The organism is Lysinibacillus phoenicis, from assembly GCF_047238325.1.
GTDB classification, from domain to species: Bacteria; Bacillota; Bacilli; order Bacillales_A; family Planococcaceae; genus Lysinibacillus; species Lysinibacillus irui.
Genome location: NZ_JBDFMP010000002.1, coordinates 1622777 through 1638578, shown reverse-complemented (window position 1 = coordinate 1638578; position 15802 = coordinate 1622777). Strand labels below are relative to the sequence as shown.

At 37.9% G+C, this 15802-nt stretch carries 11 protein-coding genes and 2 pseudogenes; 12 read left to right on the top strand and 1 reads right to left on the bottom strand.

Annotated features, from left to right (window positions below; all coding sequences use genetic code 11):
• Positions 1 to 18 precede the first annotated feature (18 nt).
• From ABC382_RS09890 to ABC382_RS09870, 5 genes are all read left to right on the top strand, one after another.
• Positions 19 to 1035 (top strand): FecCD family ABC transporter permease, encoded by a 1017-nt coding sequence (locus ABC382_RS09890; RefSeq protein ID WP_412926781.1) that lies wholly within the window; start codon positions 19 to 21, stop codon positions 1033 to 1035.
• Positions 1028 to 2068, top strand: coding sequence for a FecCD family ABC transporter permease (locus ABC382_RS09885; protein WP_412926780.1), 1041 nt, complete (start codon positions 1028 to 1030; stop codon positions 2066 to 2068). Before ABC382_RS09890 ends, ABC382_RS09885 begins: the two co-directional genes overlap by 8 nt.
• Before the next feature lie 45 nt (positions 2069 to 2113).
• Entirely contained in the window at positions 2114 to 2941 is an 828-nt protein-coding gene (locus ABC382_RS09880; protein WP_412926779.1) for an ABC transporter ATP-binding protein, read from the top strand.
• Positions 2938 to 3705 (top strand): IucA/IucC family C-terminal-domain containing protein, encoded by a 768-nt coding sequence (locus tag ABC382_RS09875; protein ID WP_412926778.1) that lies wholly within the window; start codon positions 2938 to 2940, stop codon positions 3703 to 3705. Before ABC382_RS09880 ends, ABC382_RS09875 begins: the two co-directional genes overlap by 4 nt.
• A gap of 551 nt (positions 3706 to 4256) precedes the next feature.
• Entirely contained in the window at positions 4257 to 5612 is a 1356-nt protein-coding gene (locus ABC382_RS09870) for a YjiH family protein (RefSeq protein WP_412926777.1), read from the top strand.
• Positions 5613 to 5917: 305 nt separating this feature from the next.
• On the opposite strand, the gene ABC382_RS09865 is transcribed toward ABC382_RS09870, so the two are convergent.
• Positions 5918 to 6079 carry a general stress protein gene (locus ABC382_RS09865; protein ID WP_322611454.1) on the bottom strand — a complete coding sequence of 54 codons (162 nt, stop codon included), beginning with the start codon at positions 6077 to 6079 and terminating at the stop codon, positions 5918 to 5920.
• 116 nt (positions 6080 to 6195) lie between these two features.
• Here ABC382_RS09865 and ABC382_RS09860 point away from each other — a divergent pair.
• From ABC382_RS09860 to ABC382_RS09830, 7 genes and pseudogenes are all read left to right on the top strand, one after another.
• Positions 6196 to 10005, top strand: a pseudogene (locus ABC382_RS09860) (lectin-like domain-containing protein); the annotation flags it as partial.
• Between the two features lie 36 nt (positions 10006 to 10041).
• A pseudogene (locus ABC382_RS09855) lies at positions 10042 to 12210 on the top strand (isopeptide-forming domain-containing fimbrial protein); the annotation flags it as partial.
• A 33-nt stretch (positions 12211 to 12243) separates the two neighbouring features.
• Positions 12244 to 13521, top strand: a complete 1278-nt coding sequence (locus ABC382_RS09850) for an isopeptide-forming domain-containing fimbrial protein (protein ID WP_409264026.1) — start codon at positions 12244 to 12246, stop codon at positions 13519 to 13521.
• Between the two features lie 372 nt (positions 13522 to 13893).
• Complete coding sequence (locus tag ABC382_RS09845) at positions 13894 to 14085, top strand: hypothetical protein (protein WP_322611448.1); 192 nt, start codon at positions 13894 to 13896, stop codon at positions 14083 to 14085.
• Between the two features lie 264 nt (positions 14086 to 14349).
• Entirely contained in the window at positions 14350 to 14970 is a 621-nt protein-coding gene (locus ABC382_RS09840; protein ID WP_412926776.1) for an alpha/beta fold hydrolase, read from the top strand.
• On the top strand, positions 14945 to 15169 hold the full coding sequence (locus ABC382_RS09835; RefSeq protein ID WP_412926775.1) for an alpha/beta fold hydrolase: 225 nt from the start codon (positions 14945 to 14947) through the stop codon (positions 15167 to 15169). Before ABC382_RS09840 ends, ABC382_RS09835 begins: the two co-directional genes overlap by 26 nt.
• Positions 15170 to 15231: 62 nt before the next feature.
• Positions 15232 to 15798: a TetR/AcrR family transcriptional regulator gene (locus tag ABC382_RS09830; protein ID WP_312505300.1), complete on the top strand. Its 567-nt coding sequence runs from the start codon at positions 15232 to 15234 to the stop codon at positions 15796 to 15798.
• Positions 15799 to 15802 lie beyond the last annotated feature (4 nt).

The following is a 15802-nucleotide window of genomic DNA, read 5'->3' as shown; positions in this document are numbered from 1 at the left end:
CAGAAAGTTGGCATAAAAATGAGAATTATTCTTTCTAGTACTTCGATGAAACAAACAGGCTTATTCATCAGTTGTGTGATTCTTTTGCTGGCATTTATCATTAGCATAGCCATTGGTCAAACTTCCATTCCTTTCTCGTCAATCTACGATGCCATGTTTCATTTTGATGCTGCTGATAAGGAGCATGTTATCATTCGAACATCTAGATTTACAAGAGCTGTAATCGCTACAGTAGTTGGCGCAAGCCTTGCTATAGCAGGGGCATTAATGCGAGCATTAACAAGAAATCCTTTAGCAGCTCCTGATATTTTAGGAATCAATGCAGGAGCCATATTTTTTATTGTCAGTGCCATTACTCTTTTTTCCATTCAATCTTTAATGAGCTATATCTGGATTGCCTTTTTAGGGGCGGGCATTGCGGGAACAATGGTGTTTTTCTTAGGTTCATTAGGTAGAGATGGTTTAACACCAATTAAAATAGTATTAGCTGGTGCAGCGATTACAGCTCTATTTGTCTCGTTTACGCAAGGGCTTTTAGTAATTGATGAACAGGGTTTACAAAGCGTCCTTTTTTGGTTAGCGGGGTCTGTGTCAGGACGTAGCATTGAAATGCTTGTACCTGTATTACCTTTTATTTTAATAGTAACAATCGTGACGATATTAATGGGGCGTTCTATCAATATTTTACAATCTGGTGATGATATTGCAAAAGGTTTAGGTCAACGAACAATGATCACGAAAATTACTCTAGGCATCATCATTATCATACTTGCAGGTAGTTCAGTTGCTGTAGCAGGTTCAATCGGTTTTATTGGATTGATTGTCCCTCATATTGCCATCAATCTTGTTGGCACAGATTATCGTTGGATTATTCCGTATAGTGCAATATTAGGAGCGATATTGCTGCTGTTAGCTGATATGGCAGCTAGATATGTTATGATGCCGTTAGAACTCCCAATTGGTGTAATGACTGCCTTAATCGGAGCTCCTTTCTTTATTTATATTGCACGAAAGGGGCTAGCTAAAAATGTCTAATTATATGTCGGTACGAACGAAATCTAATCGCATATCTTTTCAAATTGCCAAAAGAACTTGTTGGGTGTTACTTCTGCTAAGTTTATTAGTAGGCATCATATCAGTCCTTGCTCTATCTGCGGGTAGTGAGTTTATCCATCCATTCACAGTGGTGAAAGAACTATTCGGCTATGCTAATAGGGATTATGATTTTGTCTTACATACATTAAGGCTCCCGCGTGTGTTGATGGCATTGTTAGTTGGTGCTGCGCTAGGTGTTGCCGGGTTACTATTACAAGGAATTATCCGCAATCCACTTGCGGCTCCAGATATTATCGGAATAACGAGTGGAGCATCCATGGGTGCAATTATCTTTATCGTGTATTGTATGGGGTCAATCAGCATTCAATTTTTACCGTTAGCTGCTATATTAGGTGCTGCTATAATCTCCTTTATCATCTATCTTCTCTCGTGGAGAAAAGGTGTAACACCTATTCGCATGGTCCTCATTGGGATTGGTATTTCTGCTTTAGCAAAGGCAGTTGTGACCATGTTACTTGTTATGAGTGAGGTGGCAGCGACAACGAAGGCCTATTTATGGCTAACAGGTAGTTTATATGGGGCGAATATGCAGGATGTGTATTTACTCTTACCGTGGGTGGCCATTTTATTGCCATTAACATTTATGTTGGCAAGAACGGTGAATGTAAAGGAACTGGGAGACGAAATGGCAATAGGGCTAGGGGTCAAAGTTCAAAGGTATCGTTTACTTTTTTTACTTATTAGTGTGATGCTAGCCGGTTCAGCAGTCGCTTTTGCTGGTGGAATTGCCTTTGTAGGATTAGTAGCTCCTCATATTAGTAGAATGCTTGTGGGGCGATCCTTTGCTGGATTAATTCCGGTGACAGCTATTATTGGTGGCATTATTGTTATCGTAGCCGATATTGTGGCACGAACAGCCTTTTTACCAAAGGACTTACCAACAGGTGTATTTACAGCTGCAATTGGCGCACCTTTCTTTATATATTTACTATTTAGAACGCGCAATCAATAAATTAATATAGAAGAATAGGAAAGCGGAGAAGAAGGTGACAGGAATATGAGAAATGTCTTAGAAGCACAAGATTTAAATGTTAGTTATGGAGATAATCTTATTTTGGAGGATTTGAATCTTCAAATACCTAAAGGGAAAATAACGGTACTAGTAGGTGCCAACGGTTGTGGAAAATCCACGCTACTTCGAACGTTTGCACGACTTCAAAAAGCGAAGTCAGGTGACATATTATTAGAAGATGATCAACTACATGCCATTTCTACCAAAGAAGTGGCAAAACGTTTAGCTATTTTACCACAGGGTCCTGTTGCGCCTGAAGGATTAACCGTCCAACAATTGATTAAGCAAGGTCGCTATCCCCATCAAAGCTGGTTAAAGCAATGGTCTACTGAGGATGAAAAAATTGTGGAGAATGCACTTACGGTTACACAGATGACTAAATTTGCTGATCGACCAGTGGATGCATTATCTGGCGGTCAAAGGCAACGTGTGTGGATTGCCATGACATTGGCTCAAAATACAGATCTTATTTTACTAGATGAGCCCACAACTTATTTAGATATGGCTCATCAAGTAGAAATTTTAGATTTACTATTTGATTTAAATGAAAATGAAGGCCGTACTGTTGTCATGGTGTTACATGATTTAAATTTAGCATGTCGCTATGCCCATCATATTGTTGCTGTGCGTGATAAACAAATTTATGCGCAAGGTAAACCTGAGGAAGTGGTAACAGCCGAGATGGTACAGGCTGTCTTTCGTATGGACTGTACCATAATAAAAGATCCGTTATTTAGTACGCCATTATGTGTCCCTCATGGTAAAGGACGATCAGTGAATGAGGAGATTTTAGAGGAGGTAGGGATCAGTTGAGTGTAAAACTGTCAGCTGAAGAAATAGCCATACTTGTAAGAGATTATCGATTGACGAAGGAACCCATTATAGATTCAAACTACTCTTTATGCGCTCAAGAATTATTGAATACTAAACAAGCTTTAAAATATTTACAAAAAATTGCACCTTTCTTCCAATCTCCATCTATTCTCGTTACAGCATCGCTATTTGCTAAGCGCTACAGTGTTTTAACTATGGCTTCAGCGTTTTATGCGATGTCGAGATTTGATAAAGGTATACCTGTTCATATCGACAATATCTGGATAGAAGCAGAAAATAATGCAAAGCCGTGGCTTCCCAAAATTCGATTAATCGATAGCACGGTCTCAGAGCCTATACTAGACCGTAATCAATGGCGTGATGAGGTTCTTAGAGGAATTTTTGCTGACAATCTTGCGAAAGTATGGCAATCTTTAATAATTATAACGAAGATTCCAAAAACAATCTTGTGGGAAAACACCGCAATTTATGTCAATTGGTTATATGAAACAAAATTAAAAGAAGATGCCAGCGAGCAAGAGCTAGCACGAATCCAAGAAGATTATCATTACATAGTAAAGCAAGCGCCAGGTATCCTTTTTGGTGAAAGAAAAAATCCTTTAACCCACTATTGTGGACCTAAAGTGACAATTGAGGAATCCGAGCATCCAGTTCGACTGAGAAAAACGTGCTGCTTCTACTATCAAACCTCTGATGAAACAAAAGACTTTTGCATCTCCTGTCCTAAAATAAAAAGACCATAATAATCCCAAAGTGAGTGAATAGACAACTTATCATTGTATAGTTGTCTATTCACTTATTTTATCTTCAGCCCCATTCTTTTTTTCATTAATCTAGAATGAAGTTTATTTTAGAATATATTATTATATAAGTATAACAAAACAATAATTACATGTATAAATATTCAGAAAATTGTAAGGTTGAACCAAACATATTGTAGCGTTTACAATAGTTTTATAACACAATTATGTTATAAAAACATGAATGAAGTAAGTCTTTTTCTGGCTAAAACTCAAAACTTCAAAGTTTTTATAATAGTTCTATAACAGAGGGAGGAAAGAGGTATTGAATGAAAACGGCATATCCTAGCTCGTAGAACGTGGCAACAATCAAAGGGGAGGAAAGTAATATAGTTAATTATTAACACTATATGTATTGTTGGTATGTATTAAAATAGTTACAGGTAATTTTGTTTGGTATGAATGTTATAGTAGCAATTTTCTATATGACTAGCTAAAAATACATAATGATCAAGCTTTCTTGCGTAAAAAGAGAAATGGGGTTTTATAAAAAAATGAAAAAATATTCTAGTTCTACATATTTCTATTTTATTATTCCTTCTTTAATCGGTATTTTCTTATTCATGACACCGGTATTAACTGAAGAGGGGTGGAAAGTACCAATAGCAATATTAGCAAATATTCTTGCGGGGATTGTGGCTCCAGTTATTAGTTACTTTACGATCTTAATGTTTGCGATTTCAGCACTTGGAGCACTTATTGCTAAATTTATTCCTCGAAAAAATGCGAAAGAGCCTAGTATTTTAGATACATTGTTTTATGTAAATTGGTTTTGGACGATAACACGATTTATCGGATTAATTTTTGCTTCCATGGTTGTCTTTAATTTTGGACCGTCTGCGATCAACAATGAAAATACTGGTGGACTACTAATGGATCCGAATGGTGGACTTGTGACGTTCCTATTTACCATTTTTTTATTTGCTGGATTCCTCTTACCTTTTTTAACAAATTTCGGTTTACTTGAATTTTTCGGCACAATGATGGTAAGAATCATGCGACCCCTATTTAAGAGTCCTGGTCGTTCTTCAATCGATGCTCTTACATCATGGGTTGGTGATGGTACGATTGGTGTGTTAATGACTAGTAAGCAATATGAGATGGGGAACTACACGAAGAAAGAAGCAGCTATTATTGCGACAAGTTTCTCGGTTGTATCTATCACATTCTGTATCGTTGTATTGGATACTGTGCACCTGGCACGCTATTTTATTCCTTATTATTTAACAGTTGTGCTTTGTGGGATTGTGTTAGCCATTATTATGCCAAGAATTTATCCACTTGCTAAGAAGGAAGATACATATATAGATGGTACGCCAGTAGACTATTCGCGTGAAAAATTGCCAGAAGGCTATAATTCTGTCTCACATGGTCTAGAAAACGCTCTAGCTGTTGCCCATGCAAACCGAGATCCACGTCAATTTTTAAAAGATGGATCTAGAAATGTCATTGATTTATGGATTGGAGTTGCTCCGATTGTAATGGCTTTCGGAACAATTGCCTTAATGCTTGCCGAATTTACAAGCATCTTTGTGATTTTAGGGAAGCCATTTGAGCCAATTTTAACAGTACTCGGTTTACCTGAAGCAGCAGAAGCGGCTCAAACGATGGTTGTAGGCTTTGCCGATATGTTCCTACCTTCAATTTTAGGAGCAGGAATCGAATCGGATGTTACTAGATTTGTTATTGCAGTGGTATCTGTTTCACAGCTGATTTATATGTCAGAAGTGGGTGGCCTTATTCTGGGTACAAAAATTCCATTGAAATTCTTCGATTTAGTTGTTTTATTTATCCTGCGTACACTGATCACTCTACCAATTGCAGCATTGATTGGTCACTTACTCTTCTAAATAAGGAAAAGGAAGTTTAGTTTTAAAAAATAATAGATCACCATTTTAAGATAAGAATCATTAATCTATAACAAATTTTGAATAAAAATCCTGTGTTTATATGCAGGGTTTTTTCTTATTCCATAATCGAGCCATATTATCGAAGAAGATTCTTTAATGAAGAAGATGAAAATTTCATTGACAATAAAGAAGGATGTTTTATACTGACTTGGTTGAAAGGCTATCTGGAATACAGAGTCGACGGAATACGAGGAGGACTTGTAAAATGAAAAACAAACTCGGGAATTTACTTCCCGAGTTTGTTTTTACTTATTGGCAACAATGACCAATTTACCTGTATCCAGTTCCTTTTCGAATTGAGCAGCTTCCGATTCACTTAATCCGACAGAAGCTAACTCGTTGCGGAGTTCATCTCCACGGGAATTCACCAGGTTCTTCATAGTAGTCAGGAACCCTTGCTCGCCAATACCAGCTTCTTCTGTCCCGAGTGAGGGGGGATATTGTTTTTAATAAAAAATTTCTATTTAGAAGGGGGAGTTACTTAGTTTGATTGTAAATATTACAACTACATAGGAGGAGAATAATGAGACGTAGCATATATTGTTCTAGGAAACTTAGCATATTCCTAATTTTCGTATTACTATTTCAAAGTCTGTCTTCTTCAATTATTTCTCTAGCTAGTGCAGAGGAGTTAATAAATAATTATACAGATAATTTGTATTTTACTGAGAAAGGCCAAAATGAGAGAATTCAAGAGTTTAAAGTAGAAAACCAAGTAATCTCTTTGGACTTAGTCTTACAAGAAGGACAAGATACAGATACTAAATCAAAGTTGCAACTGCCAGAAGGGTTATCCCTGAAATTGGATAATCCTTTGCAAGAAGGACTAACTTATGATGAAAACACTCAAACAGTATTTGTGGATTGGACCAAATTTACTCTTGTAGGAGATAAGAAAAGAGTTTCCTTATCCCTTTCTAGTAGTCTTACTGATAATGTAAATATTCAGGCAACAATGGAGCAAAATGGTCAAATTTTTTATTCACAGCCATTGAACATTACACCTGTACCCTCTGAAACGCCATCAACTACTGAGGCAACATCAGATGAAAATATAACATCTAATGAGAATACAGCACCAGATGAAAATGCAGTTCCAGAGGAAATAATTGAAGAAACACCAGAAGAAGAACAACCTATTAAAGAACAGCCTACAGAAGACAATCATACTTCTTCAGAAATGTCTTCTTCGCAAGATGCAGCCATTACTTATACAGACCAAGATATTATGGCAAATGCTACTGGCTCTAATCCTTGGCTTACGTATAAGTTCGATAATTTTCCAATGGATACAGTGAATCAATTATTTACTTTAAATGGAACTGCAGCGGTACCGGGTGGTTCCGATATTATTCGCTTGACATCTGCAACTCCTCTACAAAGTGGAGCCGTCTTTAACAAAGATGCAATGTGTCCTAAAAACAATTATTCATTTAGTACAGCATTTTCTTTTAGTATGAATAATGCAAATCCTGCAGGTGCAAGTGATGGATTGACCTTTACGATTTCAACTAAATCAACTAGCGAAAAGGCAGATGGAGGCGGTTTGGGATATTATGGTATAAACCCAAGCTTTGCCGTTAAATATGATACATTCTTAAACGATGTTTATAAAGATCCATCTTCAAATTACATTGGACTTGCAGAAAATGGATCAGTGGTAAATCAGACAGGTCGATTTACAGATTTGAATCAGTATAATACAGATAATGGTACCAATTTTGTTTTATCTAACGGTACTCAGTATTATTCTTGGATCGACTATGACGGTTTAAGCCAGATTGTTCAGGTTCGTTTAGGTACTTCACCGGATAGGGCTAGTTCTAATATAGTACTAAGTGTGAACAACGTAGACCTTGGTGCTATATTTGGCGGACAACCGATTCATGCTGGGTTTACCGCGTCAACAGGATATCCCAATTATGAGAACCATGATATCAATAGCTGGTATTTTGTGAATGATTTGGCTCCTATTACGACACTTAATCCTCAAAATAATTACAAGCAAGCACCTAGTAGTGTGCAATTAGCGACAGAGCCAAACGGTAATTCTGGGGAATATAATGTGACGGCAACCTTATTAGATCCATTAGGCAATCCAGTTTCAGGAGCATCTCTTGATACTTTCACTTCAACAAGTGGAGTATTAACAGGGCCAAACGGAGAAGCACTGGCAGATTTAGTTTCGGATACAGAAGGAAAAATACATGCAGTTTTAAAAAATGCTGATTATTCTATGGATAATACGCTTAAAGCCACTATTGGTTGTAAAGAAGATACGGCAACAATCCCAGCTTCGAACCAACCACCAACTGATCCGCCAACAGAATCCTGTCCAGCACCAGTAGCATTGATTAATGGTAGTTTTGAAGAACCGACTGCAAGAATGCCGGGAGATACAGGTTCACCAGGATCTGAACATGCATGGCAGTATTTCTTGGAAAGTGAAGTTCCAGGATGGAAAACATCAGCATCCGATAAATTTATTCAAATTATGAAATCAGAATACCTTTATGGAGGTATGGAAATTAACCCTCCAAATGGGAATCAATATGCTGAGTTGAATGCTGAACAAGTATCGGCACTATATCAAGATGTTAAAACAACACCAGGTCAAACAATTTATTGGCGATTAGCCCATAAGGGAGGGCTAGGTGTAGATACAATGGCTGTACAAATAGGTTCAGCCAATATTGATCCAAAAAGTCTTCCGACTGTTAAAGAAATTACGACTGATAAAGACGAGTGGGTATATTATTCAGGGTCCTACACGGTACCAGCAGGTCAAACAACCACAAGGTTTGCTTTCAACTCTATCGAGGCAGCTGGTGGAGATCAACGTTGGGGTAATTTATTAGACGACATTTTCCTGGGAACAGAACCTTGTGTTACCGCAGAAAAAACTGTCTCACCAAAAGGCGACGTTTACCCTGGTGATGAGTTAACGTATGAAGTAAACGTGAAGAATAATGGCGGAGATATTGCAGCGAATGCAGTGTTTGAAGATGCTATTCCGGAAGGTACCGAATATGTACCAGGCTCATTAAAAATTACCAATGGTCCTGGCAAAGGCGACCTGACAGATGAAGATGACAGCGACAAAGGTCAGTTTGATGACAATAAGGTAATCGTCAAGTTAGGTGATTTGCAAAATACGAGCACATTGCCAGATGGCGTTACTGTTCAATTTAAAGTAAAAGCGTTGGCAAGCTATGAAGGAAAGATGGTAGCGAACAAAGCGCAAGTTAAATTTAAAAATCTATTAAAAAATACAGATGAATCAACTTCATCAAACGAAGTAACAAGCAAGGTTGTCGAAAGCACGACACCGCCCGACGCTTGTGCAGCACCAGTAGCATTAATTAATGGTAGTTTTGAGGAGCCAGATTTGCTGAATCTTCCTGTTAATTCTGTCTATCAAGACGGTAAAGTTTGGAAGACTATTTATGATGATTTTGTTCCAGGATGGAAAACTACTGATAGTTCAAGATCTATAGAAATGGGATCTCCAAAACTGGGTATATACCCTGATGTAAATAGCAAATATCACTATATGACCGATGTTCCACATGGAGAGCAATACGTAGAATTAAACGCTTATGAATTTGGTCAATTATATCAGGATGTAAAAACAACACCAGGGCAAACCATTTATTGGCGTTTATCACATAGAGCTGCATATGAATATCAGACGCATGGATACGATAAAATGGCTGTAAGAATCGGTTCCATTACAACTGCTCCTAGTGCTCTACCGGTTGTTGAAACAATAAGCACTCACACTTCTGATGGGTGGAAGGAGTATCGAGGAACTTACACAGTTCCTGCTGGCCAAACTGTCACACGCTTTGGTTTTGAAGCAGTTGAATCTGTTCTAGGGCAACCTGATGCTGGCAATTTCTTAGATAATATCTTTCTAGGAACAGAATCATGTGTCACCGCAGAAAAAACCGTCTCTCCAGAAGGCGAAGTATCTGCTGGTGATGAGTTAACGTATGAAGTGACTGTTAAAAATAACGGTGGAGATATCGCATCTAATGCGGTATTTGAAGATGCTATCCCGGCAGGTACAGAATATCTACCAAATTCATTAAAAATTATCAGTGGTCCTGGCAAAGGCGATTTAACTGATGCCGATGACGGTGACAAAGGTCAATTTGATGGCAACAAAGTCATTGTTAAGCTGGGCGACTTGCCAAATACGAACACACTGCCAGATGGCATTACGGTTCAATTTAAAGTAAAAGCTCTAGTAAGTGCTGGTACAACAGTAGCGAACAAAGCGCAAGTAAATTATAAGAATTTATTAACAAACAAAGAAGAAACAACAAATTCAAATGAAGTATCTACGTTAATTAATCAAAATGGTCCAGTTCTACAATCTGAAAAAGTTGCAGTGCTAAAAGAAAAAGCTGTTGCTAATACTGATGCAGCAAATCCAGAAGTTGGAGATACATTACTGTATACGATTTATACCCAAAATACTATCTCTAATAGCATGATTAAAAATTTAGTTATTTCAGATGCTATCCCAAAAGGGCTTGCATACCAACCTGGTAGCTTAAAAGTAGATGGAGTAGCAGTAACAGATGAACAAGATACAGATAAAGGCCATTTTATAGATGGGGTTATTACAGGACAATTCGGTGATATTACGGATATGGATTGGCATGTATTAACGTTTGAAGTAAAAGTACAAGCTGGTCAAGCAGGATTGGATATTAAAAATGTAGCGACAGTGACAGGCGATAATATTCCAACCCCAGATAAACCGGAAGAGGTAGTCAATGTTTATCCACGTGGCGCACAATTAGCGTCGGAGAAATCATCGACTATTAAAGAAAAGGCTTCAGGAAATACAGATAAGGATCACCCAGAGGTGGGCGATACGCTCCTGTATACAATCAAAACGCAAAATACGTTAGCAGATAGTCTAGTTAAAAACTTAGTCATCTCGGATGCGATACCAAAAGGACTTGAGTACCAATCAGGTAGCTTAAAAGTAGATGGCGTAGCAGTAACGGATGAACAAGATACAGACAAAGGCCATTATGCCAACGGCACTGTAACCGGCCAATTCGGTGATATTACAGATACAAACTGGCATGAACTAACGTTTGAAGTAAAAGTACAAGCTGGTCAAGCAGGATTGGATATTAAAAATGTAGCGACAGTGACAGGCGATAATATTCCAACACCAGATAAACCGGAAGAGGTAGTCAATGTTTATCCACGTGGCGCACAATTAGCGTCGGAGAAATCATCGACTATTAAAGAAAAGGCTTCGGGAAATACAGATAAGGATCACCCAGAGGTTGGAGATACGCTCCTGTATACAATCAAAACGCAAAATACGTTAACAGATAGTCTAGTTAAAAACTTAGTCATCTCGGATGTGATACCAAAAGGACTTGAGTACCAACCAGGTAGCTTAAAAGTAGATGGAGTAGCAGTAACAGATGAACAAGATACAGACAAAGGCCATTATGCCAACGGCACTGTAACCGGCCAATTCGGTGATATTACAGATACAAACTGGCATGAACTAACATTTGAAGTAAAAGTCCAAGCGGGTCAAGCAGGATTGGATATTAAAAATGTAGCGACAGTGACAGGCGATAATATTCCAACCCCAGATAAACCGGAAGAGGTAGTCAATGTTTATCCACGTGGCGCACAACTAGCGTCGGAGAAATCATCGACTATTAAAGAAAAGGCTTCAGGAAATACAGATAAGGATCACCCAGAGGTTGGAGATACGCTTCTGTATACAATCAAAACGCAAAATACGTTAACAGATAGTCTACTTAAAAACTTAGTCATCTCGGATGCGATACCAAAAGGGCTTGAGTACCAACCAGGTAGCTTAAAAGTAGATGGCGTAGCAGTAACAGATGAACAAGATACAGACAAAGGCCATTATGCCAACGGCACTGTAACCGGCCAATTCGGTGATATTACAGATACAAACTGGCATGAACTAACGTTTGAAGTAAAAGTCCAAGCGGGTCAAGCAGGATTGGATATTAAAAATGTAGCGACAGTGACAGGCGATAATATTCCAACCCCAGATAAACCGGAAGAGGTAGTCAATGTTTATCCACGTGGCGCACAACTAGCGTCGGAGAAATCATCGACTATTAAAGAAAAGGCTTCAGGAAATACAGATAAGGATCACCCAGAGGTTGGAGATACGCTTCTGTATACAATCAAAACGCAAAATACGTTAACAGATAGTCTAGTTAAAAACTTAGTCATCTCGGATGCGATACCAAAAGGGCTTGAGTACCAACCAGGTAGCTTAAAAGTGGATGGCGTAGCAGTAACAGATGAACAAGATACAGACAAAGGTCATTATGCCGACGGAACTGTAACCGGCCAATTCGGTGATATTACAGATACAAACTGGCATGAACTAACATTTGAAGTAAAAGTCCAAGCGGGTCAAGCAGGATTGGATATTAAAAATGTAGCGACAGTTACAGGCGATAATATTCCAACCCCAGATAAACCAGAAGAGGTAGTCAATGTCTATCCACGTAATCCAATTTTGGAATCTAGTAAAACTGCTGTGAATGCACAAACAGGAAAGAACAATTTTGAAGTTGGAGACACGATAGTTTATACAATTAAATCACGTAATAAAGTATCTGAAAGTATCATTAAAAACTTTACGATTACAGACAAGCTTCCTACAGGCATACAATATGTAGAAGATAGTATTAAAGTTAGTCATAATGGTAAAGGTTCATTCAGTAATGGCGCTGTAATCGCGGAATTTGGTGATGTGAAAGATACGGAATGGTATACAGTCTCATTTGAAGCTAAAATCTTGTCGGGACAATCCGGCGAGGAAATCAAAAATATTGCTGCTGTTGGTGGAGACAATATTGATGATCCGGATAAGCCAAGTACGGATATCCAAGTTTTACCGGTTGATATAAAGTTAACTAAAGAAGTAGATAAAGCAAAAGCAAATATAGGTAGTCTTATAACCTATACAATTGAAGCTAAAAACGAAGAAAAAATTGAATCTTGGAATGGTACAATCAAAGATAAACTACCTGCTCATGTTGAGCTAGTTCCAGGGTCTACTATTTTAAATGGCAAAGAATTAATGGATACTGATGTTTGGAAAAATGGTGAGTTAATTATTCAACCGGTCGTATTAAAAGCGGGGGAAACAGCTACTATTAAGTTCAGAGTAAAAGTGTTACCAAGTGCTTTAAATGCAACAATAGAGAACATAGCAATTGCATATGACTCAAAAAATAATGAAATTACAACACCTCCAGCTAAAACAGAAGTGGTTCAGGTAGTTCCGGATGGCAATACTAATACAGACGGTAATACTGGTACGGATGGTAATACTGGTACGGGTGGTAATACTAGTACGGGTGGTAATACTGGTACGGATGGTAATACTAATACAGATGGTAATACTGGTACGGATGGTAATACTGGTACGGATGGTAATACTGATACGGGTGGTAATACTGATACAGACGGTAATACTGGTACGGATGGTAATACTAATACAGACGGTAATACTGATACGGATGGTAATACTAATACAGAGGATAATACTGGTACGGATAGTAATACCAATACAGACGGCAATATTGGTATGAATGGCAGTTCTAATACAGACAGTAATACTAGTAAAGATGCTAATAGTATTGATAGTAATACCAATGAAAGTAATATTACCCCAGAAGACTATACGAAAAAAGAGAAACAGCAAATATTGCCTCAAACAGGTGAAAAGCAGACAGGTTTTATGAACCTTATCGGTATTCTCTTGGTTGGATTTGCACTTTTTGGTCTTCTGAATAGAAAAAGAGTTTAGAAAAGATATTTATTAATTAACCAACAACAACAGTACCTGAAAGTATATCCAAAATTGGGTAACCAAAGGTACTGTTGTTTTTGTTTAAAATTACATTTAATAGCATTGTATCAGATATCGAACAGATGCATGTTGTTTTTAAATCGTTTCTATAATGGTGTTTTAGTAAAAATAACTATGTGTTTAAACTATTTTAGGCCAGGGACTTTAGATGAAAAACGTTCTTTCAACATCGGTCGCATTTCTTTAATAAGGAATGGGTCTTTTTTCAATTAAGGACAATTTTATTGAACAACCCTTTTTCTAAAATAACTGGATATTTATGGTGATAATTAGGATAATTAATTTATAAGATTAACGAGGTGATATGGTATGGATTTAAAAGCTTTAATAAAATCTGATATTAAATTCAAAAAAATTTGGGAAAGTTCTTGTAAGAATCATCGAGTTCTATATTTTCAGATAGATAAAGATGATAATGGAATTGAAGCTCATTTCCATCCATATGGAGAAGATCATCCTAATTTTAGAAGGAGAATTGACTTATTATACCAGAAAAGGTAGTAATAATCGAGTACTTCATTCCCCAATTGCTGTTCATTTTTATTTTCATGTAAATAAAAGTATTTAATTGTGTTTGACTACTAGGAGTAAAAAAGAGTATAATCACTTTCGTTATGGAACGTTCATTCCAGAAAAGGACAGACTACTTTCATCAAAGGTAGGAAGCAATTGAGTCGAAGTGACTCTTTTTTTAAACTCTTTTCGGAATGATTGTTCCATAATGACTTGGAATAACAATAAATGATAATATGGAGGGTTATTAATATGACTCAAAGATTAACAACAGCTTCAGGCCATTTTGTATCTGTGGGAGGCAACGTAAACTTATATGTAGAAGATGTCGGTGAAGGGAAGCCGGTAGTATTCATACATGGTCTTCCTGTCGGGCAAGCAATGTATGAATACCAAAGAAACGTTCTTCCTTTCAAAGGGATTCGCTACATTGGTATTGATTTAAGAGGTTTCGGTAAATCTGACCGTCCGCTCAATGGCTATTCGTACAATCAATTTGCGGATGACATTCGCAGGGTGTTTGAGCAGTTGGAGATTAAAAATGCTACCCTTGTGGGCTTCTCAATGGGTGGAGCCATTGCAGTGAGATATATGGCAAGACATCAAGGCTATGGCGTTTCCAAAATGGTGCTTGCTTCTGCAGCTACACCTCTCTTCACGCAAAGATCGGATTATCCATATGGCTTGCCAGTTGAGGTTATGGAGTCTCTTATAGAAGCTGCACAGCAAGACCGTCCACAGCTGATTGAAGATTTCAATAGCACTTTGTTCCATCAAAAGCCAAGCCAAGCTTTTATTGACTGGTACAATCGCATGTCTTTGGATACAGAATCCCGTAGCTTTTGCAATGTCACTAAAGTGCCTTGCTTATGAAGATTCACGAGAAGAATTGAACCAAATTCATGTGCCTGTTTGTATTTTCCAAGGCAAAAATGATACAATGCCTTTTGAACCTCAGATTAAAGGGTTTCCAAATGCAGAAATTATCGTATTTGAAGAAAGCGGCCATGGACTCGTGTTTGAAGAGAAGGAAAAGTTTAACGCTGAGATTCTAAAGTTTGTGCAAGCTTAAGTGACACTTGAGTTTCACGCACCTTTTTTGCCGCTTAAGGTTGTTTTGTGAAGAGGTGGGTTATGAGCAGAAGAAAAAGTTTTGAAATTCCTAAAGTATTGGATTTGGCCATCGATGTGTTTTGGCATAAAGGGTATGAGGGTTGTTCTATGCAGGATTTGGTGGAGCAGCTTGGACTTAGTCGAAGCAGTATTTATGAGACTTTTGGAAGTAAAGAGGATTTGTACCTTCAAGCTTTGGAGCGTTACGACCTTCAATCCAAACAACAACTGGGGTCTATCTTGTATGAACAAGGTTCGGCGAAGGAACTACTGTTGCGATATTTTCATGAGGTTATCGAATATACGGGCCGCCGTAGCTGTTTTATGGTGAATGCCTCGTTAGAGCTGGCAGCTTCCCATCAGAAGGTATATAATCTGGTCAAAGCTAATATGGCTGAGAACGAGGAAGCCTTTTACCAACTGCTAGAACGTGCGGTGCAGAGCGGTGAGCTGAAGGGAACCTGGGATATAAAAGCATTGGCCCAATACCTGGTTAATGTTATGCATGGGATTACAGTGACCACTGTAACTGCGGATCGTGAAATGCTGGACAATATTGTGCGCAATTCACTTTACTTTCTGCCGTGAGCAC